General features: G+C 40.2%; 15 protein-coding genes, 11 tRNA genes, 2 rRNA genes and 1 pseudogene. 25 read left to right on the plus strand and 4 right to left on the minus strand.

The annotated features are described in order from the left end of the window. Positions 1-93: 93 nt before the first annotated feature. The 13 genes from DCE79_RS01385 (at position 94) to DCE79_RS01445 (ending at position 4,313) form a co-directional block, all read left to right on the plus strand. Positions 94-3,021, plus strand: a 23S ribosomal RNA gene (locus tag DCE79_RS01385). 124 nt (positions 3,022-3,145) lie between these two features. Beyond that, positions 3,146-3,261, plus strand: a 5S ribosomal RNA gene (rrf, locus tag DCE79_RS01390). Between the two features lie 23 nt (positions 3,262-3,284). Continuing rightward, positions 3,285-3,359 (plus strand) — tRNA-Gln (locus DCE79_RS01395). Between the two features lie 15 nt (positions 3,360-3,374). After that, a tRNA-Lys gene (locus tag DCE79_RS01400) sits at positions 3,375-3,450 on the plus strand. Positions 3,451-3,469: 19 nt separating this feature from the next. Continuing rightward, positions 3,470-3,554, plus strand: a tRNA-Leu gene (locus DCE79_RS01405). Between the two features lie 17 nt (positions 3,555-3,571). Next, positions 3,572-3,648 (plus strand) — tRNA-Arg (locus tag DCE79_RS01410). A gap of 90 nt (positions 3,649-3,738) precedes the next feature. Beyond that, positions 3,739-3,815, plus strand: a tRNA-Met gene (locus tag DCE79_RS01415). A gap of 27 nt (positions 3,816-3,842) precedes the next feature. After that, positions 3,843-3,917: transfer RNA gene (locus DCE79_RS01420), tRNA-Met, on the plus strand. A gap of 3 nt (positions 3,918-3,920) precedes the next feature. Next, a tRNA-Asp gene (locus DCE79_RS01425) sits at positions 3,921-3,996 on the plus strand. Between the two features lie 3 nt (positions 3,997-3,999). Beyond that, positions 4,000-4,073 (plus strand) — tRNA-Gly (locus DCE79_RS01430). Positions 4,074-4,078: 5 nt separating this feature from the next. Further along, a tRNA-Ile gene (locus DCE79_RS01435) sits at positions 4,079-4,152 on the plus strand. Positions 4,153-4,164: 12 nt separating this feature from the next. Then, positions 4,165-4,240, plus strand: a tRNA-Asn gene (locus DCE79_RS01440). Between the two features lies 1 nt (position 4,241). Next, positions 4,242-4,313 (plus strand) — tRNA-Glu (locus DCE79_RS01445). Between the two features lie 156 nt (positions 4,314-4,469). Here the strand turns inward: DCE79_RS01445 and DCE79_RS18695 are convergent. Beyond that, positions 4,470-4,637 (minus strand): annotated as a pseudogene (locus tag DCE79_RS18695) (IS5/IS1182 family transposase); the annotation flags it as partial. Positions 4,638-4,899: 262 nt separating this feature from the next. Here DCE79_RS18695 and DCE79_RS01455 point away from each other — a divergent pair. The 3 genes from DCE79_RS01455 to DCE79_RS01465 all read left to right on the plus strand — a co-directional run bounded on the left by DCE79_RS01455 (position 4,900) and on the right by DCE79_RS01465 (position 8,900). Next, a complete protein-coding gene (locus DCE79_RS01455) occupies positions 4,900-6,105 on the plus strand; it encodes a CdaR family transcriptional regulator (RefSeq protein ID WP_108711360.1) in 1,206 nt (401 codons plus the stop codon). 130 nt (positions 6,106-6,235) lie between these two features. Further along, complete coding sequence (locus DCE79_RS01460) at positions 6,236-7,666, plus strand: sodium:solute symporter family protein (RefSeq protein WP_108711361.1); 1,431 nt, start codon at positions 6,236-6,238, stop codon at positions 7,664-7,666. A gap of 133 nt (positions 7,667-7,799) precedes the next feature. Next, complete coding sequence (locus DCE79_RS01465) at positions 7,800-8,900, plus strand: NAD/NADP-dependent octopine/nopaline dehydrogenase family protein (protein WP_108711362.1); 1,101 nt, start codon at positions 7,800-7,802, stop codon at positions 8,898-8,900. Between the two features lie 177 nt (positions 8,901-9,077). Here DCE79_RS01465 and DCE79_RS01470 read toward each other — a convergent pair whose 3' ends face one another. Further along, on the minus strand, positions 9,078-9,854 hold the full coding sequence (locus DCE79_RS01470) for a carbonic anhydrase (protein ID WP_108711363.1): 777 nt from the start codon (positions 9,852-9,854) through the stop codon (positions 9,078-9,080). Positions 9,855-10,231: 377 nt separating this feature from the next. Between DCE79_RS01470 and DCE79_RS01475 the strand changes: the two genes are divergently transcribed. Further along, entirely contained in the window at positions 10,232-11,218 is a 987-nt protein-coding gene (locus DCE79_RS01475; protein WP_108711364.1) for a homoserine dehydrogenase, read from the plus strand. 43 nt (positions 11,219-11,261) lie between these two features. On the opposite strand, the gene DCE79_RS01480 is transcribed toward DCE79_RS01475, so the two are convergent. Next, on the minus strand, positions 11,262-11,492 hold the full coding sequence (locus DCE79_RS01480) for a DNA-binding protein (RefSeq protein WP_108711365.1): 231 nt from the start codon (positions 11,490-11,492) through the stop codon (positions 11,262-11,264). A gap of 130 nt (positions 11,493-11,622) precedes the next feature. On the opposite strand from DCE79_RS01480, the gene DCE79_RS01485 reads away from it, so the two are divergent. The 7 genes from DCE79_RS01485 to DCE79_RS01515 all read left to right on the plus strand — a co-directional run bounded on the left by DCE79_RS01485 (position 11,623) and on the right by DCE79_RS01515 (position 19,515). Continuing rightward, complete coding sequence (locus tag DCE79_RS01485; RefSeq protein ID WP_108711366.1) at positions 11,623-12,489, plus strand: EamA family transporter; 867 nt, start codon at positions 11,623-11,625, stop codon at positions 12,487-12,489. A gap of 454 nt (positions 12,490-12,943) precedes the next feature. After that, on the plus strand, positions 12,944-13,630 hold the full coding sequence (locus DCE79_RS01490) for a response regulator transcription factor (RefSeq protein ID WP_108711367.1): 687 nt from the start codon (positions 12,944-12,946) through the stop codon (positions 13,628-13,630). Next, positions 13,620-13,832 (plus strand): hypothetical protein, encoded by a 213-nt coding sequence (locus DCE79_RS01495; protein ID WP_108711368.1) that lies wholly within the window; start codon positions 13,620-13,622, stop codon positions 13,830-13,832. Before DCE79_RS01490 ends, DCE79_RS01495 begins: the two co-directional genes overlap by 11 nt. Positions 13,833-13,848: 16 nt before the next feature. Continuing rightward, positions 13,849-16,035, plus strand: a complete 2,187-nt coding sequence (locus DCE79_RS01500) for a HAMP domain-containing sensor histidine kinase (RefSeq protein WP_108711369.1) — start codon at positions 13,849-13,851, stop codon at positions 16,033-16,035. Between the two features lie 134 nt (positions 16,036-16,169). Continuing rightward, complete coding sequence (locus DCE79_RS01505; RefSeq protein ID WP_108711370.1) at positions 16,170-17,243, plus strand: metallophosphoesterase; 1,074 nt, start codon at positions 16,170-16,172, stop codon at positions 17,241-17,243. Between the two features lie 18 nt (positions 17,244-17,261). Then, positions 17,262-18,086: an undecaprenyl-diphosphate phosphatase gene (locus DCE79_RS01510; protein ID WP_108711371.1), complete on the plus strand. Its 825-nt coding sequence runs from the start codon at positions 17,262-17,264 to the stop codon at positions 18,084-18,086. 139 nt (positions 18,087-18,225) lie between these two features. Beyond that, positions 18,226-19,515: a globin-coupled sensor protein gene (locus DCE79_RS01515; protein WP_108711372.1), complete on the plus strand. Its 1,290-nt coding sequence runs from the start codon at positions 18,226-18,228 to the stop codon at positions 19,513-19,515. 97 nt (positions 19,516-19,612) lie between these two features. Here the strand turns inward: DCE79_RS01515 and DCE79_RS01520 are convergent, their stop codons facing one another. Further along, positions 19,613-20,410 (minus strand): TIGR00266 family protein, encoded by a 798-nt coding sequence (locus DCE79_RS01520; RefSeq protein WP_108711373.1) that lies wholly within the window; start codon positions 20,408-20,410, stop codon positions 19,613-19,615. Positions 20,411-20,589: 179 nt separating this feature from the next. Between DCE79_RS01520 and DCE79_RS01525 the strand changes: the two genes are divergently transcribed. Next, a complete protein-coding gene (locus DCE79_RS01525) occupies positions 20,590-22,071 on the plus strand; it encodes an aldehyde dehydrogenase family protein (RefSeq protein ID WP_108711374.1) in 1,482 nt (493 codons plus the stop codon). Positions 22,072-22,107: the final 36 nt, after the last annotated feature.

Consider the following 22,107-nt stretch of genomic DNA (forward strand, 5'->3'; position numbering starts at 1 on the left):
ACAAATTTTCTATTAGTAATGATAGATCACAAACGTCAAGTAATTGACGTGCAAACTTAAATCTTGAACTTGTTCAAGTTTAACTAAACTTTTGGTTAAGTTAATAAGGGCGCACGGTGGATGCCTTGGCACTAGGAGTCGATGAAGGACGGCACTAACACCGATATGCCTCGGGGAGCTGTAAGTAAGCTTTGATCCGGGGATTTCCGAATGGGGGAACCCACTATCTTTAATCGGATAGTATCTACACGTGAATTCATAGCGTGATGAGGACAGACGCAGAGAACTGAAACATCTAAGTACCTGCAGGAACAGAAAGAAAATTCGATTCCCTGAGTAGCGGCGAGCGAAACGGGAAGAGCCCAAACCAAAGAGCTTGCTCTTTGGGGTTGTAGGACATTCTATACGGAGTTACAAAAGAATGAGCTAGACGAAGCGACTTGGAAAGGTCCGCGAAACAAGGTAAAAGCCCTGTAGTCAAAAGTTCATTCCCTCCAGAGTGTATCCTGAGTACGGCGGAACACGTGAAATTCCGTCGGAATCTGGGAGGACCATCTCCCAAGGCTAAATACTACCTAGTGACCGATAGTGAACCAGTACCGTGAGGGAAAGGTGAAAAGCACCCCGGAAGGGGAGTGAAATAGATCCTGAAACCGTGTGCCTACAAGTAGTTAGAGCCCGTTAATGGGTGATAGCGTGCCTTTTGTAGAATGAACCGGCGAGTTACGATTACGTGCGAGGTTAAGTTGAGAAGACGGAGCCGCAGCGAAAGCGAGTCTGAATAGGGCGAATTAGTACGTGGTCGTAGACCCGAAACCAGGTGATCTACCCATGTCCAGGGTGAAGGTGAGGTAACACTTACTGGAGGCCCGAACCCACGCATGTTGAAAAATGCGGGGATGAGGTGTGGGTAGCGGAGAAATTCCAATCGAACCTGGAGATAGCTGGTTCTCTCCGAAATAGCTTTAGGGCTAGCCTCGTGATTGAGAATACTGGAGGTAGAGCACTGTTTGGACTAGGGGCCCATCTCGGGTTACCGAATTCAGACAAACTCCGAATGCCAGATATTTATACACGGGAGTCAGACTGCGAGTGATAAGATCCGTAGTCAAAAGGGAAACAGCCCAGACCACCAGCTAAGGTCCCAAAGTAATCGTTAAGTGGAAAAGGATGTGGCGTTGCTTAGACAACCAGGATGTTGGCTTAGAAGCAGCCATCATTTAAAGAGTGCGTAATAGCTCACTGGTCGAGTGACACTGCGCCGAAAATGTATCGGGGCTAAACGATTCACCGAAGCTGTGGATGCATCCGTATGGATGCGTGGTAGGAGAGCGTTCTAAGGGCGTTGAAGTCAGACCGGAAGGACTGGTGGAGCGCTTAGAAGTGAGAATGCCGGTATGAGTAGCGAAACATGGGTGAGAATCCCATGCACCGTATGACTAAGGTTTCCTGAGGAAGGCTCGTCCGCTCAGGGTTAGTCGGGACCTAAGCCGAGGCCGATAGGCGTAGGCGATGGACAACAGGTTGATATTCCTGTACCACCTCCTCACCGTTTGAGAAATGGGGGGACGCAGTAGGATAGGGTAAGCAGAGCGTTGGTTGTCTCTGTTCAAGCAGTAAGGCGTGTATGTAGGCAAATCCGCATACTTTAACGTTGAGCTGTGATGACGAGCTCGTATGAGCGAAGTTCCTGATTTCACGCTGCCAAGAAAAGCCTCTATCGAGGTGAGAGGTGCCCGTACCGCAAACCGACACAGGTAGTCGAGGAGAGAATCCTAAGGTGTGCGAGAGAACTCTCGTTAAGGAACTCGGCAAAATGACCCCGTAACTTCGGGAGAAGGGGTGCTCTTTAAGGTGAATAGCCATGAAGAGCCGCAGTGAATAGGCCCAGGCGACTGTTTAGCAAAAACACAGGTCTCTGCAAAACCGTAAGGTGACGTATAGGGGCTGACGCCTGCCCGGTGCTGGAAGGTTAAGAGGAGTGGTTAGCGCAAGCGAAGCTGCGAATTGAAGCCCCAGTAAACGGCGGCCGTAACTATAACGGTCCTAAGGTAGCGAAATTCCTTGTCGGGTAAGTTCCGACCCGCACGAAAGGCGTAACGATCTGGGCACTGTCTCAACGAGAGACTCGGTGAAATTATAGTACCTGTGAAGATGCAGGTTACCCGCGACAGGACGGAAAGACCCCGTGGAGCTTTACTGTAGCCTGATATTGAATTTTGGTACAACTTGTACAGGATAGGTAGGAGCCAGAGATTCCGGAGCGCCAGCTTCGGAGGAGGCGTCAGTGGGATACTACCCTGGTTGTATTGAACTTCTAACCCATACCCCTTAGCGGGGTAGGAGACAGTGTCAGGCGGACAGTTTGACTGGGGCGGTCGCCTCCTAAAGAGTAACGGAGGCGCCCAAAGGTTCCCTCAGAATGGTTGGAAATCATTCGAAGAGTGTAAAGGCATAAGGGAGCTTGACTGCGAGACCTACAAGTCGAGCAGGGTCGAAAGACGGGCTTAGTGATCCGGTGGTTCCGCATGGAAGGGCCATCGCTCAACGGATAAAAGCTACCCCGGGGATAACAGGCTTATCTCCCCCAAGAGTCCACATCGACGGGGAGGTTTGGCACCTCGATGTCGGCTCATCGCATCCTGGGGCTGTAGTCGGTCCCAAGGGTTGGGCTGTTCGCCCATTAAAGCGGTACGCGAGCTGGGTTCAGAACGTCGTGAGACAGTTCGGTCCCTATCCGTCGTGGGCGTAGGAAATTTGAGAGGAGCTGTCCTTAGTACGAGAGGACCGGGATGGACACACCGCTGGTGTACCAGTTGTTCTGCCAAGAGCATCGCTGGGTAGCTATGTGTGGACGGGATAAGTGCTGAAAGCATCTAAGCATGAAGCCCCCCTCAAGATGAGATTTCCCATTACGCAAGTAAGTAAGACCCCTGAAAGACGATCAGGTAGATAGGTTCGAGGTGGAAGTGTGGTGACACATGGAGCTGACGAATACTAATCGGTCGAGGACTTAACCACATTTTATTGCACAACTCAATGAAACGTTTATCCAGTTTTGAAAGAACAATTCTTTCTAAAAGGAACGTCTACTAAGAACGTCACGTCCTGTGACAACGTAGACGCCAGTACATCCGTGTACAAGTGAAGTGATGATGGCAAAGAGGTCACACCTGTTCCCATACCGAACACAGAAGTTAAGCTCTTTAGCGCCGATGGTAGTTGGGGGTTTCCCCCTGCGAGAGTAGGACATCGCTTCGCTTATTTTTTTTGGGAAAAATTATTGGGGTATAGCCAAGCGGTAAGGCAACGGATTTTGATTCCGTCATGCCCTGGTTCGAATCCAGGTTCCCCAGCCATTTTTATCTTTTTGAGTGCCATTAGCTCAGTTGGTAGAGCATCTGACTTTTAATCAGAGGGTCGAAGGTTCGAGTCCTTCATGGCACACCAGTTTTATAATATATCTGCTGCGGGTGTGGCGGAATTGGCAGACGCACTAGACTTAGGATCTAGCGCCGCAAGGCGTGGGGGTTCGACTCCCTTCACCCGCACCATTTTCCTTTAATATAATGCGCTCGTAGCTCAATTGGATAGAGCATCTGACTACGAATCAGAAGGTTGTAGGTTCAAGTCCTGTCGAGCGCACCATATATTTTTAAAATGAAATGATGAATTCTGAATGTGACTCAGTATTCAATTTTCTAGTAACCATCATAAAGAATAACCAATTAATTTTCTGGCGGTGTAGCTCAGTTGGCTAGAGCACTCGGTTCATACCCGAAAGGTCGTGGGTTCGACTCCCTCTGCCGCCACCAATTTTTTCTGAAACCTTATAGTATTATCGCGGGGTGGAGCAGTGGTAGCTCGTCGGGCTCATAACCCGAAGGTCACAGGTTCAAGTCCTGTCCCCGCAACCAAATGGTCCCGTGGTGTAGCGGTTAACATGCCTGCCTGTCACGCAGGAGATCGCCGGTTCGATCCCGGTCGGGACCGCCATATGCGGGTGTAGTTTAATGGTAAAACCTCAGCCTTCCAAGCTGATGTCGTGAGTTCGATTCTCATCACCCGCTCCAAGTTAGGGCCTATAGCTCAGCTGGTTAGAGCGCACGCCTGATAAGCGTGAGGTCGATGGTTCGAGTCCATTTAGGCCCATCATAGTATTTTTCCGAAGTAGCTCAGTTGGTAGAGCATCCGGCTGTTAACCGGCAGGTCGCAGGTTCGAGTCCTGCCTTCGGAGCCATGGCCCGTTGGTCAAGCGGTTAAGACACCGCCCTTTCACGGCGGTAACACGAGTTCGATTCTCGTACGGGTCATATATAAGTATGTAGCATATGCTGCATACTTTTTTTGTGTTTCAAGCGAGTTATTTCAGTGATTGTCAAAAGTTCCTGGTTAAAAGATTGAATTCTTTAATAACAATTCTTTGCTATCTTCAACTTTATAGATGGTCAGTAATTGGAGAGTGGGGCCGAGATAAGAAACCCACAATCCAAACGAAATAGAGGATCATGGACCAAGCGCTTAACTAAGTCCTTTACAGTTGGAATGCGTTCTATAATACGAATAATCAGCGATTGAATCATCGCACCGTAATTTAATTCACGTGGCGCACCACGCATTGTCTTTTTAGAAAACAACTGAAAAATCGATTGTACATCGAATTTGGCAAGAATCGCATCGAAACGGCGAGAACTCTCCATTTTCATTAATTCACAAATAGACTTATTTGTTTTACAATAGTCATAGGGCATTCACCTCTTGGGTAATTTTGGTTTGGTCACTCGAATTATACCAAATTGGGGAGGTGCCCTTTTTTTATTGTTTAAAGACCCTTGATACCGAAGGGATAAAAATTATGAAATTAACTCATATGTGAAAATTAGATGTAGGAGGGATTAAATGTTAGAAAATGTGGCACAAAAAATTGCTGATGCAACTAGTGATGTCATTAGTCATAATGTATTAATAACTGATAAGCACGGTATTGTGCTCGGTTCAAGTGATTTGTCCAGAATAGGAACATTACATCAAGCATCTTTAGGAATCATTTTTAGTCGTAAAGAAAAAACACATAATGAGAATGTATCCAAAACAATGGTTGGTGTTAAACCTGGCATTACGTTACCTATTAATTTATCAGGAGAGTTAATTGGGACAATCGGCATTACAGGAAATCCAGGAGAAGTTAAACGATTCGGTATGTTGGCAAAAAAATATGCTGAACTATTTTTAAGAGAAGAATTACTTAATAAGAAAGAGTTTCTAAAAGAAAAGATATTACAAAACTTAGTTCAAGAAATCGCGTCATATAATTCTAACTTTTCTCACAATGAAATATTATTATTGACCCGTGGAAAAGAATTAGGGCTTGATTTGAATATTTCTAGAGTTGTATTAGTAATTGATTTATTCCAATTTAACTCATTCATAAGTGATGTATTAAAAAATAATTTATTAAAAGACTCTCCAGAGATGTATATACAATCTATAAAGCTGCAAATAGAGGAAAAAATCCGAGAAGTTTTTTATAGAAATCAAGATTTTTCTGTTTCCTTAGAGTCAGATAAATATATTGTATTTTGCGTTGTTTCTAAAACAGATGGTGAGGTTGAGATTTATGAAGAGGTTTATGCAAAATGCATACAATTTTTAGAGAATATAAAGGAAATTGGAATTGAGGCGTCTGTTGGGATAGGCAGAGTAGGAAGTGATTTGAAGTCTTTACATAATGCGTATTATACGGCGTGGGAAGCATTAAGAATAGGTAAAAAGTTAAATAAGACCCCTAAAATATACTATATTAATCACTATATTATCGAAGAATTATTTTCGTATGTACACCAGGAATTTTCGGAAAACTATATCAATCATACTCTTAAAGAATTAAAGCAATTATCTAATTTTGATGAAATGTTTCAGACTATTATTGTTTGGTGTGAAACGAATTTTAGCGTAGTTAAAGCTGCAAAACAACTAAACATACACCGTAACACACTCTTATACAGACTTGAGAAACTAAGTGAATTAACAGGCAAGGATTTAAAGGATTTTAAATCTGCAGTATCACTTTATATAGCTATAAAGCTACATATACTAAATTCATAATGAATTATGCAAATAGCACAAAAAAGCATGTTTTTATATCATGTTTTTTTGTGCTATTTGTCTAGTGTTTAAAAAGAATCGTACAGTTATCATTTAATTGTCGGAATTTTAAAAAAATGGAGGCGTGTACATGGGGGTAATTGACTGGATTCTTATTGTGCTTTATTTCGTGTTTATTGCTGTAATTGGGTACCAAACGACCAAAAAGGTTAAAACGGTAAAGGACTATAACGTTGCAGGGGAAAAAATATCTTGGACAATTTTGTTCGCAAGTTTAGCAGCTTCAATTTTGGGTGGCGGAGCTTCTACAGGGATGGCCGGAAACGTTTATAAAGAGGGCTACGTATTTATGTTTGCTTTCTTTGCATACGGTATAGCGAGTATTTTAATTGGGATTTTTATAGCTCCAAAACTAAAAAAATATAAAAATGCTCAAACAGTCGGCGATATTATGCAAGTTCATTATGGAAATAAAGCAAAATTGATTACAGGAATATTATCTGTTGGACTTTGTACAGGAATTTTAGGCGGGCAGGCTTTAGCAATCGGTACTATGTTAAACGTTATTTTAGAGATTCCGCCTTTAGTGGGGATTCTTATAGGAATGGGTTCAGTTATATTATATACATCATTTGGGGGCGTAATGGCTGTAATACAAACGGATGTTTTACAGTTTGTATTATTAGGTGTCATTCTTCCTTTAACATTAATAATTGGTATTAATGCAGTAGGTGGAGCAGAAGTTTTAATAGCAAATGTACCTGATCTGCATTTCACATTTTTAGGAGAATGGGGAATTGCTACTTTTATTGGTTTATTCATCACATTTTTATTAGGGGAAGCTTTAATACCACCCTACACTCAACGTGTATTTACTTCCAAAGATCCAGAAAGTGCAAGTAAAGGGTATATTATTTCTGGTTTCTTCTCATTTGGGTTCTACTTTGTAACGGCAACATTAGGTTTAATTGCGTTTGTATTATATCCAGATATTCGGACAGATACGGCACTCCCTGCAATCGTTAAACAATTACTCCCAGTTGGTATCACAGGTTTAGCTGTAGCAGCTTTATTAGCAGTAATTATGTCGACGGCAAGCTCCTTTTTAAATTCAACAACAGTATCATTTATGCGTGATGTTTTTCCATTTATTAATAAAAAAACTATCACGGATAAACAAGAACTCTTTATTGGGCGTGTTTTAACAGCAGTCATTGGTGTAATTGCAGTTATTTTTGCATTGAACGTACCAAGTATTATTTCGGCCTTAGAATATTCGTATTATTTATGGGCCCCAACTATAGTATTCCCGTTAGTAATAGGGATTCTATTAAAGATAAAAAATCCAACCGCAGGAATTGTTTCAATTATTGTTGGAGCAATTACAACAATTATATGGACATTTGTTTTAAATGAGCCATTTAGTATGTCAGGAGTAGCACCAGGGTTTGTAGCTAATATTATTGCGTTCTGCATAACACACAATATTACTAAACAGTCTGGGCTCGAAAAAGTTAATTATTCCGATCATGAGGAGCTGGTAAAAAATGATGTTATTTAATATTTTATTGTACGGTATTCCTATAATTTTGATTGTCGCAACATTATGGACCGGAATTACATGTGCAAAATTTTATAAAGAGGATATTATCGACTCAAAATAAGACTATATATCATTTAAAGGGGTTATAACGATGAAAAGAATAGTAGCGGTATTAGGTGGAGGAAATGGGGGCCATACATTGGCTGCGGATTTGTCCTTAGCTGGTCATGAAGTTAGATTGTTCGAAATGGAAAAGTTTAAAGGGAATATGCATAGCGTATTTGAAACAAGAAAAATTGAATGTGTTGGGGAAGTACTCAGCGGTGTAGCCGACATTTCTTTGGTGACATCATCCATTGAAGAAGCAATTGAAGGGGCAGAAGTTATTTTAGTAGCTGTTCCGGCATTTGCGCATAAAGGGTATGCTGAACTACTTGCTGAAAAGGTGAATTCTAACCAACTTGTAGTTTTATTACCAGGAACGCTAGGATCATTAGAGTTCGTCAACACTTGGAAAGAGTTAAATGCAAATAAAGATGTAGTGATTGCAGAATCAGATACTTTACCTTATGCTACGAGACTTGAAGGACCAGGAAAAGTACGAGTAAACGTTAAAATCCTTGTTCAAATAGGTGTATTCCCAGCAACTAAAACAGACTGGGCAGAAAATATATTAAAAGATATCTTAAATGTAAGAATGGTTAGTAACGTATTAGAGGCTGGGCTGAGTAGTATGAACCCTATCGATCACCCCCCAGGCACGATTTTAAATGCTGGTCGTATTGAACGTTCAAATGGGGATTTTTATATTTACGAAGAAGGTATGACACCTTCTGTAATACGTGTAATGGAACAATTAGATAATGAGCGCATAGCAATAGGAAGTAAATTTGAACTATCCTTAATGACAATTGGCGATTTACTTCACACTTCAGGATATGGACCAAAAGGAGATACATGGGAAGTTTTAAATGGTAGCCGTAGTTTAACACCGATTAAAGGACCTAGTAATTTAAATTCGCGATATTTAACAGAGGATATTCCTTTTGGCTTAAAAACTTATGCTTCAATTGCTACTTACTTAGGCATTAAAACACCAGTTATGGATTCTTTAATAACTTTGGCCACTATATTAGTAAATGAAGATTTAGAAGATCAGGGTAGAACAATTGAGGATTTGGGTATAAATGGAATGTCTGTTTCGGAGATAAAGGAATATGTAACTACAGGTCAAATTCTTATAGCTAAGTAATAGTTTAAAAGGTTATTAGACATCTCTATATTATCATCGAAAAGGCACGAACTGTTTTAACAGCGTTTCGTGCCTTTTGGTGTGTTACCAGATCTTTATTTGGAAACGTTATTCACAATAGTAATCCAATCTCATGAGGGCGTTCATCAGTAACCTTAGGGTTGGAATAACCTTCGCCTAACGCAGTCTTTTAATAATTTCTCGTTCATTTAGAGGTTGAACAGGACGATGATTATCTGAGAAAATTTGCTGAAATGCTTGAACTTGTTCTTTTGACATTTCAATTGGCTGTTCAAAAACAATCCACTTTACTTCTTCTGTACAAGGAGGTGTGGTTAATGAACCGTCATAATGGAGAGCTATTTGATTTGGAGGTAGTAACGCTTGTAAGTCAATTAGATATTTTTTAGAAATAATTTTTTTAGTTTTTCCCTTTGGTAAGACAGCCCAAATAGATGCGAGTGTTTCATTTTCTCGACCTTCTTGAATCATCACTCCAAGGACGGCCAGTTTACCATTGTTGTCCTTATGTACTAAATGTAGTTCCATATCATAATTTTGACCATTCAACTGGTGTTCACTAGGCGTATGAAAATGAAATTGAGAAAGCCTATACTCATTTCCTTCAATGACAATGCTGTTAATTTCATCTGTGGCATTAGCCTGTATGGTATGACCGTTGTTTTGGAGTGTAATCGTTGTGGGCTCATAGTAAATGGGCATTCCTTTTAATTTTTTATCTGCTTTTACTTGGGAAAATTCAAGATTAATGGGTGATTGTTCGCGTCCGTTGACACACGCTGAGTTTTCAGGAGTTAGTTCCCCCCAGTATTCAGGTCCATTGAATTCATCATATGACCAACTACTTTGTTCGGTACTAGCGACTTGTTCCGAGCATGCAACAAGTGCTAAGTTTAAACATACAGCTAAGAATAGGTAACCGTGTTTCCTCACCTTTGATAAAGCCCTCCTTTTCTCTATATACTATTCGCAGGATACTACGATAATTATAAAATGCTCCTATTCAAATTCCTTTATCCATATAAAGAATTACAAAGCTCACAAAGGGTAGTGGTTCACCTGCTTTTATAGCGCTGTGCATTTAGCGTAAATATACACCCTCATGTGACCAACTAGGACAATGACCTTATTCCCAATTTCGCTAGCAAAAAATGATTTTCTATGGAATATTGACCGTTTAGGGGGAACAAATGTCCTTCTAGGCGAGATTTCCCTTGTTTTCGTGTATTATATAGGATAGAATTTCTTTAAGTTAAATTATTAGAATTATTAGTCAATATAGATGTGTTAGGAATTTGGAGGAGAAAGGCATGGCAACAATCAAGGCGGCCATTTTAGGATTTGGCACAGTAGGTCAAGGGATTTACCATATTTTAAAAGAGAAGAGGCAGGAGCTTCGCGAAAAGCTAGGTGTAGAACTAGAAGTAGCGAAGATTTTAGTAACGGATGCGAGCCGAGAGCGTGTACCGGGTACGATGCATTTAATGACAGAGTCAATGGAGGACGTATTAGCAGAGAATGGCCTCCAGGTCGTATTTGAGGCAATCGTAAACGAAGAGCCAGCATTTAGCTATTTAAAGCGTGCGGTTGAGGCAAAGTGCCATGTCATTACAGCAAACAAAGTGATGCTAGCTAAGCGCGGAGAAGAGCTTGAAGCGTTAGCGAAGGCAAATGGTGTATTCGTTGGTTACGAAGCATCTGTAGCTGGTGGTGTACCTATTATTAAAACGATGAAAAACATTTTACTTGTAAATGATATCAGTCGTGTTCAAGGAATTTTGAATGGAACGACGAACTATATTTTAACGAAAATGCGTGCAGAAGGCTGGAGCTTTGAGTATGCGTTAAAAGAAGCACAGCGTTTAGGTTATGCAGAAGCGGATCCGTTTAATGATGTTTCTGGTCAAGATGCGTTAAAAAAGCTGATGATTTTATCGAGCTTAGCCTTCGGAGAGCAGCCAAACTGGTCGGACGTTGAGGTGATCGGAATTGATACGATTTCAGCTGAGCAAGTGGCTGTGGCGACGGAAAAAGGACTTCGTTATCGCCATGTAGCAGAAGTAGAAAAGTTAGCAGATGGGACGATTTTTGCGAAAGTGGCACCGTTATTAGTCGATAAGGAACATCCACTTTACCCTGTGGACGATGTGTTCAATGCAGTAGCGATGGATACAAATTATATCGGTAATTTATCGATTACAGGTCCAGGTGCAGGCATGTATCCAACGGCGAGTGTCATGGTGGAAGATTATGCAGAGATTATCGGTAAGTGCGCTGGATTTACAGTGACGATTTAATTAAAATGAAGCGAACTCAAATTGGATGAGTTCGCTTCATTTTTTAGTCTTCGTCTTTTACATCCATATCTTCAGGGATCGGCGTATTTCGCCAAATTTCTATTTCTTCTTTAATGCGTTCAAGCTGCTGATGGTATGTGTCAAATTGTGCGCTATTAATTAAAAAGTCTTCACCATCAGGAATTGCTTTAATTCGACCTGCATAAATGTATTGAAGAATCTGATGCTCCGGCATGCCAATGTCACGAGCAGTTTGTTCGACTGATTTATACATAATGATGACCTCCCTTTAATCTGTACTACCTCTATTATAAAACGAATTGCGGAAAACTTCATCTCGATAAAGATTCTTTTGTATGCTAGCATAATATTATAAAATATGGTAATTACAGGGGTGCTGTAGTGTGAATATCTGGCCATACATATGTGTATTACTTGCGGCGATGCTTTGGGGGACAGTGGGCACAACGCAAACCTTTTTAACAGAAGGGATTTCTTCATTTTCTGTAGCGGGTGTTCGCTCGGCTATTGGGGGAGGTGTGCTATTAATCGCGACAATTGCAATGCGTAAAATTTCTTTTAAAAAGTGGTCGTGGAAATGGACGATTTTAGCGGCGATTGCCATAGCCTTGTTCCAAAGTTTATTTTTCACGTCGGTGCGTTTTACGGGAGTGGCAGTTGGAACGGTTGTAACGATTGGTAGTTCACCTGTTTTTGCTGGGATCCTGGAATGGCTTATTTGGAAAGTACGTCCAAGTAAGGTCTGGGGTATCGCGACGATTTTAGCAATTGTAGGTTGTGTATTATTATTTGCCAATCGCGGAGAAGCAGTTGTTGATCCAGTCGGAGTAGGGCTTGCTTTAACAGCGGGTTTCATGTTCGCACTGTATACGAATGTGAGTAAACAATTGATGGAGCGAGAGGATACATTACCAGCAGTTGCAATGACCTTTTCAATGTGTGCACTATTTCTAATGCCATTTGCTGCACGTGACGGGTTGGGTTGGCTTACAGAAGGTACGAATTTAAGTGCCATGCTCTTTATGGCATTAGCAGCGACGAGTGTAGCTTATGTATTGTTTTTAGGCGGATTGAAAAAAATTAGTTCTTCAGCAGCGGTAACACTAAGCTTAGCAGAGCCACTAACAGCCGCAATTCTTGGTGTATTTTTAGTGGGTGAATACTTAAGTCCACTATCTTGGGTAGGGGTTGGCTTACTATTAGGTGGGATTGTTGTTTTAACAGTAGGTGCGAGAAAGGCTGCTTCATAATGAAGCGGCTTTTTCTAATAAAGGACATCCTGTTTTAATTTAGAGGTTAAGGAAAGTGTATGCTAGGCTCGCCAAATAAAGCGTAGTCTATTAAATTATTTCTAATTTCTAAAGAGGTAAGGCGCTATTACAAGCAAAGGCGCCTTGCGTTAGCATAGCGCCTCACTATTTTTGAAGAAAATTTAATGAAATAGATCTAATATAGGCGGGCCTTACACACAGCACAAAGAACATTCGCAGAGACTCTTGCAAAGAGGCTTTGTGAATGTGTGCTTAGCCCGCCCAACCGATACACCTGAATCATCACTTTATTAGAAAACCGATTAACTTTGACAATAGCTTTATCAACCTATAGTAAAATAAATCTTAAGAATTTCTTCAGAATTTAACTAACAAGATGTTAAGAAATGGAACGTATCATAAGGATATAAGAAAAAGTAAATGAGGTGAGCAGATGAATCAGCTAACGGTGCTCGTGACCGATGATGACGAGGACATTCGTGACGGAATTGAAATCTATTTGAAAAACGAAGGCTATCATGTGTTGAAAGCAGCGGATGGGCTTGAGGCAATCCAGCTACTTGAAGAAAATGAAGTACATCTAATTATTTTAGATATTATGATGCCGAACATGGACGGCATAACAGCAACATTCAAAATTCGTGCCGAGCGTAATATTCCAATCATTATGCTCAGTGCTAAAGCCGAGCAATCGGATAAAATTCACGGACTGTCAGTTGGAGCAGATGATTATATTACAAAACCTTTTCACCCACTTGAGTTAATGGCGCGTGTAAAATCACAACTTCGTCGGTATGTGAATTTAGGGACGTATGGGGAGCCAGAGCAAGCCGTTGCAGGACTGGAATTAGATGCATCGGCCCGCGAAGTAAGAGTGGACGGGGAACCTGTGAAGCTAACACCAATCGAGTACAAAATAACAGAGCTCCTTTTAAAGAATGCAGGTCGCGTTTTTTCCATTAGTGAAATTTATGAGCTTGTATGGAATGAACAGGCTTATAATGCCGAAAACATTGTCGCAGTGCACATTCGCAAAATCCGAGAAAAAATTGAGGCCGATCCGAAAAATCCACGCTATTTAAAAGTGGTATGGGGTCTAGGTTATAAAATTGAAAAATAAACTATTCTCATGGATTGGCGGCGTGGGCGCGGTTATCGGCTTTTATTTTCTTGGAACGTACTTTTATCACTATTTTACCGAACGCTTTGTTCCAACTTTGAAGCAGTTCGTCTATTTTTTAGTCGATGCAAAAGTTCAACTTTCTATCGACACAAGTAAGGACATCCTATTGCACTCTATTATGCAACAGGTGTCGTTCTAATGAGGGGGAATGAGAAATGAAAAAATCAAAATTACACCTCCAGCTTTTTCTTATGTTTATTGTTGTAACAGCGGTAATTTTAATTTTTACTAATGGTAATCGTTATTTTGGTAAAACGTATTATGAATCGAATCAATTTGAAAATGAGACGGGGGAATTCATTTATGAATTGTCTCAATATGTATTAAATGCACCGACAGAAGCCGATTTTGAAAAAGTTTTAACAGTATCCGAAGAGGAAATCCAAAATTACCGAACGTATTATGGAACGCTTGCACAGCAAATTCAAAATATTAAAGAACAATATATGGAGGATTTAGATGGTGTAACAGATTCTGAAGTCATCGAGGCGATCGAGCAAGAGCGCGATGCGAAAATTGCGGATATTAAGAAGAATTTTGAAGATGATGAGTATGTGAAAGATAAGATAATCGCGATTAAGAAAAAGGCGGTTACACAAAAGCTTACTTCTATTGAACGTGAAAAGAAAAGAGTTTTAAATGATTATAGCCATTTTGCTTATGAATTTGTGGATAAAGGTACCGGTGAAATTTTTAGTAATGGAGATATAAATGAACGAGCTGTTTATAAAAAAACGTATAACAATGTAGGGAGTATTTATACAGGCATTTATCCGATAAATTATAGTGAATATGATTCGCTTGGTGTTACGGAAGGTGACTATACACTCGAGCAAGATTTATCGAATATTTCAGGAGCCATCACAATCCCAAAAGCGTGGTTTGATAGCTCCTCTTTAGGTAAAGATATGCAATCTTTTAAGGTGACGAAATACGTATACTACTGCATTATAGCCGTTGGTGCTTTAAGCCTTTTGTTACTGCTAACGAAGTTTAAAGTTTCATTAGAGCAATTTAATAATCAATCCCAATTCCGCCGCTTATTTGAGCGTATGCCGATTGATTTACGTTTAATTGGTGCCGCTATTTTAGGGTTTTTCGGATTCCTGTTCAATGGCGCACTGACTAATAACATTCAATCAATGTTTTTTTATGAGCGCTATATCAATTTGATTGAGGGTATTATTATTGCCATAGTAAGTTATGTCAGCTTCATTGCCTTTGTATATGTTGTCGCGTGGATTTGGCAATATTTTAAAGAAAATCAAGCAATCGAAAAAATTTGGCCAGAAACGTTCCTTTCAAAATTAGTGAATGCTTCTGTTAATATGTTTGAAAACCGTTCAATCGGTATACAATCACTGATTTTGCTAGGGGTAATTTTCCTTGGCGGATTTGGCTTTGCTGTGGTTACGATGTCAGGTGATGGCGAAGTATTTTTATTTTATGCGTTGTTATTCGTCGTATTCTTCATCCCGGCGTTGTTCATCTTCATGCGTCGTATGGGGTATTTAAACCGTATTATGAAGCATACAGAGGATATGGCAAATGGTCGTTTGACGAATGATTTAAAGGTAAAAGGGAAGTCACCTCTTGCAAAACACGCGGCAAATTTAAATGGACTGCGTGATGGCGTACGGAATAGCTTAAATGAACAGGCGAAAAGCGAGCGCATGAAAACAGAGCTAATTACGAATGTTAGTCATGATCTTCGTACACCGTTAACATCGATTATTACGTATACTGATTTACTAAAAAATCCGGATATTACCGAGGATGAGCGTGCGAAATATATCGCAATTTTAGATTCGAAATCGAATCGTTTGAAAACGTTAATTGAAGATTTATTTGAAGTTTCGAAAATGGCGAGTGGGAATATTGAAATTTCAAAACAACGTATTGATCTTGCACAGCTTCTCCAGCAAGCTGCCGGGGAGCATGGGGAAGATTTTGCATCCTCGAATCTTGATTTACGTGTGAATATTCAAGAACAGCCAATCTTTGCTTATGTGGATGGGCAAAAGTGGTGGCGTGTGATTGATAATTTAATCGTTAATGCACGTAAATATTCACTTGAAGGTACGCGAGTTTATGTGAACTTGAAGTTGAATGAAGGCAATGCAGAACTAACTGTGAAAAACGTGGCAAAGTATGAATTACATGAAGATGCATCGGAATTAATTGAACGCTTTAAACGTGCGGATGCTTCGCGCCATACAGATGGATCTGGCTTAGGCCTAGCCATTGCGCAATCGATTGTTGACTTGCATGGTGGTCAAATGGAGATCGCTGTGGACGGAGATTTATTTAAAGTAACTGTTTTGGTTCGTGCAGATAAATAGAAAAATTTTGCTACAATAGGGTGTAAAGCCTTACTGTAGCTTTTTTATGCTCATTTATTACCCTTACTCTGTGCAGATATAGTAAAATAGCCAATAACTAAAAGAAAATAGATAGAAGTAAGGAGCAACTCGAGATGCGTATGATAATAGGAATAGTAGCAATTGCTTTATATGGTGGTCTTGCATTTTATCTTGGGTGGAATTTACGAGCTTGGCTACTTTCCATTCACCAATTTCGCTGGCCGGTTGTGTATTGGATTACATTATTTGTAGTTGCATTTGGTTACTTTGTTGGAAAATTGCATCCTTTATTGACGCCATTTAGTGTGCTCGGCAGCTATTGGATGTTCTTTTTAGAGTATGGTTTGATGATTTGTATACTAGCGAATATACTTGTGAAATTTACACCGCTTACAGTAAGATTCGTTGGAACAAGTTCAGTTGTGTTATTACTTATTTTACTCGCAGTAGGTACATATTTGGCGTATTCACCCGTTGTGCGTAATGTAACGATTGAAATCGACAAGCCAGGTGAGGATATGCGCGTTGTCATGGCCTCTGATTTTCATCTAGGTGTGCTGTCAGGTAAAAGGCATTTAGAAAAGTTTGTGCAGCTTTCAAATGAGCAAAAACCAGATTTAGTGCTACTTGCTGGTGACCTTGTAGATGATAGTCCAAAACGATTTATTCGTACGGGTATGGGAGAAGTCATGAAAAATTTGCAGTCAACATATGGTGTTTACGGGATACTTGGTAACCATGAATATTACGGCAATGAAATTCCTGCGGTGAAGCAGGCGATGGCAGATGCAGGTGTACAAATATTAATGGATGAAACTATTTTAGTTGGAAAACGTTTTTATTTGACGGGGCGCGAAGATGTAACGAATAAAAATCGTTTACCATTAAGTGAGATGAAGCCTGAAAATACGGAGATGCCATGGTTTGTGATGAACCACACACCAGATGATTTAGACGAGCCAGCGAATTTAGGGGCCGATTTTCATGTTTCGGGACATACCCATAAAGGACAGCTGTGGCCCAATCATTTAATAACTGAGCGAACATTTGAGCTCGACTATGGACATCGTGTAAAAGAAAAAATGCATGCACTCGTTTCAAGTGGCTTCGGATTTTGGGGACCACCAACACGTATTGGTAGTCGCTCAGAATTGTGGGTCATTGATATACAATTTGCGAAGAAATGATCGCGTTAGGAGAAAAAAATGGAATTTATTGAATTACTAAAGGCACTCATTTTAGGATTTGTTGAGGGGATGACTGAGTTTGCACCAGTATCTTCAACAGGGCATATGATCATTGTTGATGATATGTGGCTACAAACAAAAGAATTTTTAGGATCGGGCTCAGCGAATACATTTAAAATTGTCATTCAGCTCGGTTCGATTTTAGCAGTCGTGTTTGTCATGTGGAAGCGTATGCTCAGTTTAATTGGGCTTTATAAAATGGAAGATCAACAATCTTCTCGCTTCAATTTAGGGCATGTCATTATGGGGATTATACCAGCGGGTGTGTTCGGCGTATTATTTGAAGATTTTATTGATGAACATTTATTTAGTATTAAAACGGTAATTGTTGGCCTAATTATTGGGGCAATCTTTATGATTATTGCGGATAAATTTGGTCCAAAAAAGCCTGTTATTACATCGCTTGATGACATTTCTTATAGCAAGGCGTTAAAAATTGGATTAGTTCAATGTTTATCATTATGGCCAGGATTTTCACGTTCAGGTTCTACCATTTCAGGTGGGGTATTATTTGGCTTAGACCATAAAACAGCAGCTGATTTTACATTTATTATGGCTGTGCCAATTATGGCTGGTGCAAGTGGGTTATCCCTGATTAAACACTGGGATCAAATAAATTTTGATCACTTATCATTTTATGTAGTTGGATTTATTAGTGCCTTTGTTTTTGCGCTAATCTCGATTAAATTCTTCTTAAAGCTCATTTCAAAAGTGAAATTAACACCGTTTGCGATTTACCGAATCGTACTCGCTATAGTATTGATTTTTGTTTTAGCCCTATAATATTAGAAAAACGCCAAATTATTGTAATAATTTGGCGTTTTTTTATGCCGATGTGATAAAGTTCACTTGTAAAATATACCTACATCATCTATATTGGATTACAATTAGGAAAGTACGGAATAACTTGGGAGATGATCGCATGTTTTCTTTTAAAAAGAAATCTCAATCTGTTGAGTCGGTTGAAGATTTTAGTAATGTAGGGATATTTATAAAAGACAAAGAACGTTTGCTACAAATGGAGATTATTGATTTGACAGTAGAGGATTTGCGATTACTTCGACGCGTGAAACCTTTTGTAGAAGTGCGTATTCTTGATGTGGTGGAAGCATTTTATAAAGCGCTTGAGTCCGCTTCACAGTTCCGTGATATTATTAGCCAAAACAGTACGTCAGAACGTTTACGTCAAACATTACGCCATCATATTATTGAAATGATGGAAGGGCGAATTGATGAGAATTACTTAGAAAATCGTCGTAAAGTGTCAAGAGTTCATGTGCGTATTGGCTTAACAACGAGATGGTATTTAGCGGCCTTTCAAAAGCTAGAAGGTAATCTACGTCAAATTATTTACACGTTAAATAGCTCTAATGATGAGAAAGAAAAAATGATTGATGCTATCGGAAAAATTTGCAACTTTGAACAACAGCTTGTACTTGAAGAATATGAGAATGTTGCAGCTGCAATTCAAACAGATCAGCAAAATCAAATTAAGTATGACGTGAAAACAGTGGTCGGTGGGATTTCGACAGAGCTTGAGCAACAATCACGTGATACCAATGAAATTGTTGCAGGGTTGATCGATAATACGAAGACCGTTGATCAGTATGTACAAAATAGTATTGAAGGTGCGACAGGTACTAAAAACGCGTCAGAAGAAGGCTACCAACAAATGTTGTTAGTAAATAAACAAGCCAATGAGATTAATGGGAAAACTGTTGAAATGTCTCAAATGGTTGAAGCACTAAATTCATCCTCTACTGAAATATATGCCGTGATTGAAATTGTAAAAGGCATCGCAGGTCAAACGAATTTACTAGCACTAAACTCTGCAATCGAGGCTGCACGTGCAGGTGAACACGGAAAAGGGTTTGCGGTTGTAGCAGATGAAGTAAGGAAACTTGCTGATCAAACGAAAACTTCAGTCGAACAAATTGCAAGGCTGATTGCCGATTCTAGCCAGGTAACGACGGGAGTAATTGAAGCGATTCACCACATTCAAGCGCTTGTACAAAATAGTATGGAGCAAAATGAGCAATCATTAGTCGCATTTGAAAAGATTTCAAAAGCAGTGGATACGACAATTGATGACTTTCAACATGTGGGCATGCAAGTGCGCGCATTGGACAATATAGTCGAAACAATTGGTGAATCAACGAAATCACTTGAGCAAGCAGCAGGAAAATTAGAAGAAACGCTTCAAAGATTCTAAACTTTTCGAGCAATAATCACGAATTTTACATACACCTATTTGATCATACGAAAACCCGTTTAGCCTATAATCGCTAAACGGGTTTTCAAATTTTAGATTACTTATTAAATAAATCGAATAAACCACCGATGCCGCCTTCGTCTGAACCTTTACCGCCACCGCCTTGTGACATAGGAGCTGCTGCGAATACACGGCTCGCTAAACGGCTGAATGGTAATGATTGTACCCAAACTGTACCAGGTCCTGAAAGTGTCGCAAAGAATAAACCTTCGCCGCCGAAAAGCGCTGTTTTTACGCCGCTTACCATTTCGATATTATAACGTACGTCTTGTGTCATCGCGACTAAACAACCTGTATCGATTCGTAATGTTTCACCTGGTTGTAATTTACGTTCATACATTGTACCGCCCGCATGTACGAATGCCATACCATCACCTTCAAGTTTTTGCATGATGAAACCTTCACCACCGAAGAAGCCAGCCCCTAATTTACGCTGGAATTCTACGCCAACTGTAACCCCTTTAGCTGCAGCGAGGAACGCATCCTTTTGACAAATAATTTTTCCATCCATTTGGCTTAAATCCATCGGAATGATTTTACCAGGGTAGGGTGCAGCGAAATACACTTTGCGTTTGCCCATGCCTGTGTTCGTGAATGTTGTAATGAATAAACTTTCCCCAGTAATTAAGCGTTTTCCTGCGCCCATTAATTTACCCATAAAGCCAGAGCCTGAACCATTTGAACCGTCCCCAAATACCGTTTCCATTTGAATTTGGTCTTCCATCATCATTAAGCTGCCGGCTTCTGCCACAACGGTTTCTTGTGGATCTAACTCAACCTCAACAAATTGCATATCATCGCCGTGTAGTACGTAATCGATTTCGTGATTTTTCATTTTTTTCTGCTCCTTTTAAAAATACTATTGTCATACTATGTACGACATGCATGAGGAAGAAGTTTCATTTGCAGGGGAAATTATTTGTGGATGAATTATATTTATTTTAGAGAAAAAGGGAATGAAACAGAATATGTCGAATATTTAAACATAAATCAAGTATTTGTGAGGTGGAAGGAATGGAATTGTTAAATTTTATTGGCGGTGAGTGGGTAAAGGATACAACGCTTCAATCTATGCCTGTTATAAATCCTGCAAATGGAGAAGAGCTCGGAACATTACCGCTTTCAACAAAAGTACAAGTGGATTTGGCAGTACAAAAAGCAAAAGAAGCACAAAAATCTTGGGCACTTATACCAGCACCGAAACGTGCGGACTATTTATATGACATTGCTTTTAAATTAAAAGAGAAGAAAGAGCATTTGGCGCAAACATTAACACGTGAAATGGGCAAAGTAATTGAAGAAGCGCGCGGAGAAGTGCAAGAAGGTATTGATATGGCACTTTATATGGCGGCTGAAGGAAGACGATTGTTCGGGGAAACCGTGCCATCTGAATTGCCAAATAAATTTGCGATGAGTGTACGCGCACCGATTGGGGTAGTGGGACTGATTACACCATGGAATTTCCCAATTGCCATCGCAACGTGGAAAGCTTTCCCTGCTCTTGTTGCAGGGAATACAGTTATTTGGAAACCATCAAATGAAACCCCTTTCATGGCATATGAACTTGCGAAAATTTTTGAAGAAGTGGGCTTACCTGAAGGCGTTGTGAACATAGTGTTTGGCTCGGGTCCAACGGTTGGAACGGCCATGGTTGAGCATCCAGACATTCGCGTTATTTCATTTACAGGTTCAACGGTGACGGGAAGTAAGGTTGCGGAGCTTGGTGGGAAGCACTTGAAAAAGGTGTCGCTAGAAATGGGTGGCAAAAATGCGGTCATTGTTATGAATGATGCGAATTTAGATTTAGCGGTAGAAGCCATTTTATGGAGTGCCTTTGGAACGGCTGGTCAGCGCTGTACAGCATGTAGCCGTGTTATTGTGCATAAAGATGTAAAGCAGGAATTAGAAACGCGACTTGTCGCAGCAACGAAGCAATTGATGATTGGTGATGGGTTAGACCCGACAGTAAAGGTTGGTCCAGTTATCAATAAAGCAGCACTTGAAAAGATTAATCATTACGTAGAAATTGGTAAGCAACAGGGGTCAAAGTTATTATTAGGTGGAGAAATTTTAACAGTAGGCGCACTTGCGAATGGCTTTTATTATGCACCGACAATTTTTAGTGACGTGGCGGCCGACAGCATTTTGGCGCAAGAGGAAATTTTTGGTCCCGTTTTAAGTATAATAGAAGTTTCAGATTTAGAAGAGGCAATTGAAGTGAATAATAGCGTGAAGTTTGGTTTGTCGAGTTCGATTTTCTCGCAAGACATTAACCAAGTTTTCAAAGCGCAGCAGTTACTAGATACGGGGATTGTCTATATTAATGCTGGTACGACAGGGGCTGAGATTCATTTGCCATTTGGTGGTACAAAAGGAACGGGAAATGGACACCGCGATTCAGGTCAGGCAGCTTTAGATGTTTATACGGAGTGGAAAAGTATATACGTAGATTACAGTGGGAAATTACAACGTGCTCAAATCGATAACAATGCATGAACTCCGTTAAATTAACGGTTGCTCATAGATTACTTT

This window comes from Lysinibacillus sp. 2017 (assembly GCF_003073375.1).
Lineage (GTDB): Bacteria > Bacillota > Bacilli > Bacillales_A > Planococcaceae > Solibacillus.

What these genes read in the sequence shown, in the direction of transcription:
- DCE79_RS01455 (WP_108711360.1), top strand. Translation starts at nt 4,900, where the DNA reads ATGTTAGAAAATGTGGCACAAAAAATTGCTGATGCAACTAGTGATGTC.
- DCE79_RS01460 (WP_108711361.1), top strand. Translation starts at nt 6,236, where the DNA reads ATGGGGGTAATTGACTGGATTCTTATTGTGCTTTATTTCGTGTTTATT.
- DCE79_RS01465 (WP_108711362.1), top strand. Translation starts at nt 7,800, where the DNA reads ATGAAAAGAATAGTAGCGGTATTAGGTGGAGGAAATGGGGGCCATACA.
- DCE79_RS01475 (WP_108711364.1), top strand. Translation starts at nt 10,232, where the DNA reads ATGGCAACAATCAAGGCGGCCATTTTAGGATTTGGCACAGTAGGTCAA.
- DCE79_RS01480 (WP_108711365.1), bottom strand. Translation starts at nt 11,492, where the DNA reads ATGTATAAATCAGTCGAACAAACTGCTCGTGACATTGGCATGCCGGAG.
- DCE79_RS01490 (WP_108711367.1), top strand. Translation starts at nt 12,944, where the DNA reads ATGAATCAGCTAACGGTGCTCGTGACCGATGATGACGAGGACATTCGT.
- DCE79_RS01500 (WP_108711369.1), top strand. Translation starts at nt 13,849, where the DNA reads ATGAAAAAATCAAAATTACACCTCCAGCTTTTTCTTATGTTTATTGTT.
- DCE79_RS01505 (WP_108711370.1), top strand. Translation starts at nt 16,170, where the DNA reads ATGCGTATGATAATAGGAATAGTAGCAATTGCTTTATATGGTGGTCTT.
- DCE79_RS01510 (WP_108711371.1), top strand. Translation starts at nt 17,262, where the DNA reads ATGGAATTTATTGAATTACTAAAGGCACTCATTTTAGGATTTGTTGAG.
- DCE79_RS01515 (WP_108711372.1), top strand. Translation starts at nt 18,226, where the DNA reads ATGTTTTCTTTTAAAAAGAAATCTCAATCTGTTGAGTCGGTTGAAGAT.
- DCE79_RS01520 (WP_108711373.1), bottom strand. Translation starts at nt 20,410, where the DNA reads ATGAAAAATCACGAAATCGATTACGTACTACACGGCGATGATATGCAA.
- DCE79_RS01525 (WP_108711374.1), top strand. Translation starts at nt 20,590, where the DNA reads ATGGAATTGTTAAATTTTATTGGCGGTGAGTGGGTAAAGGATACAACG.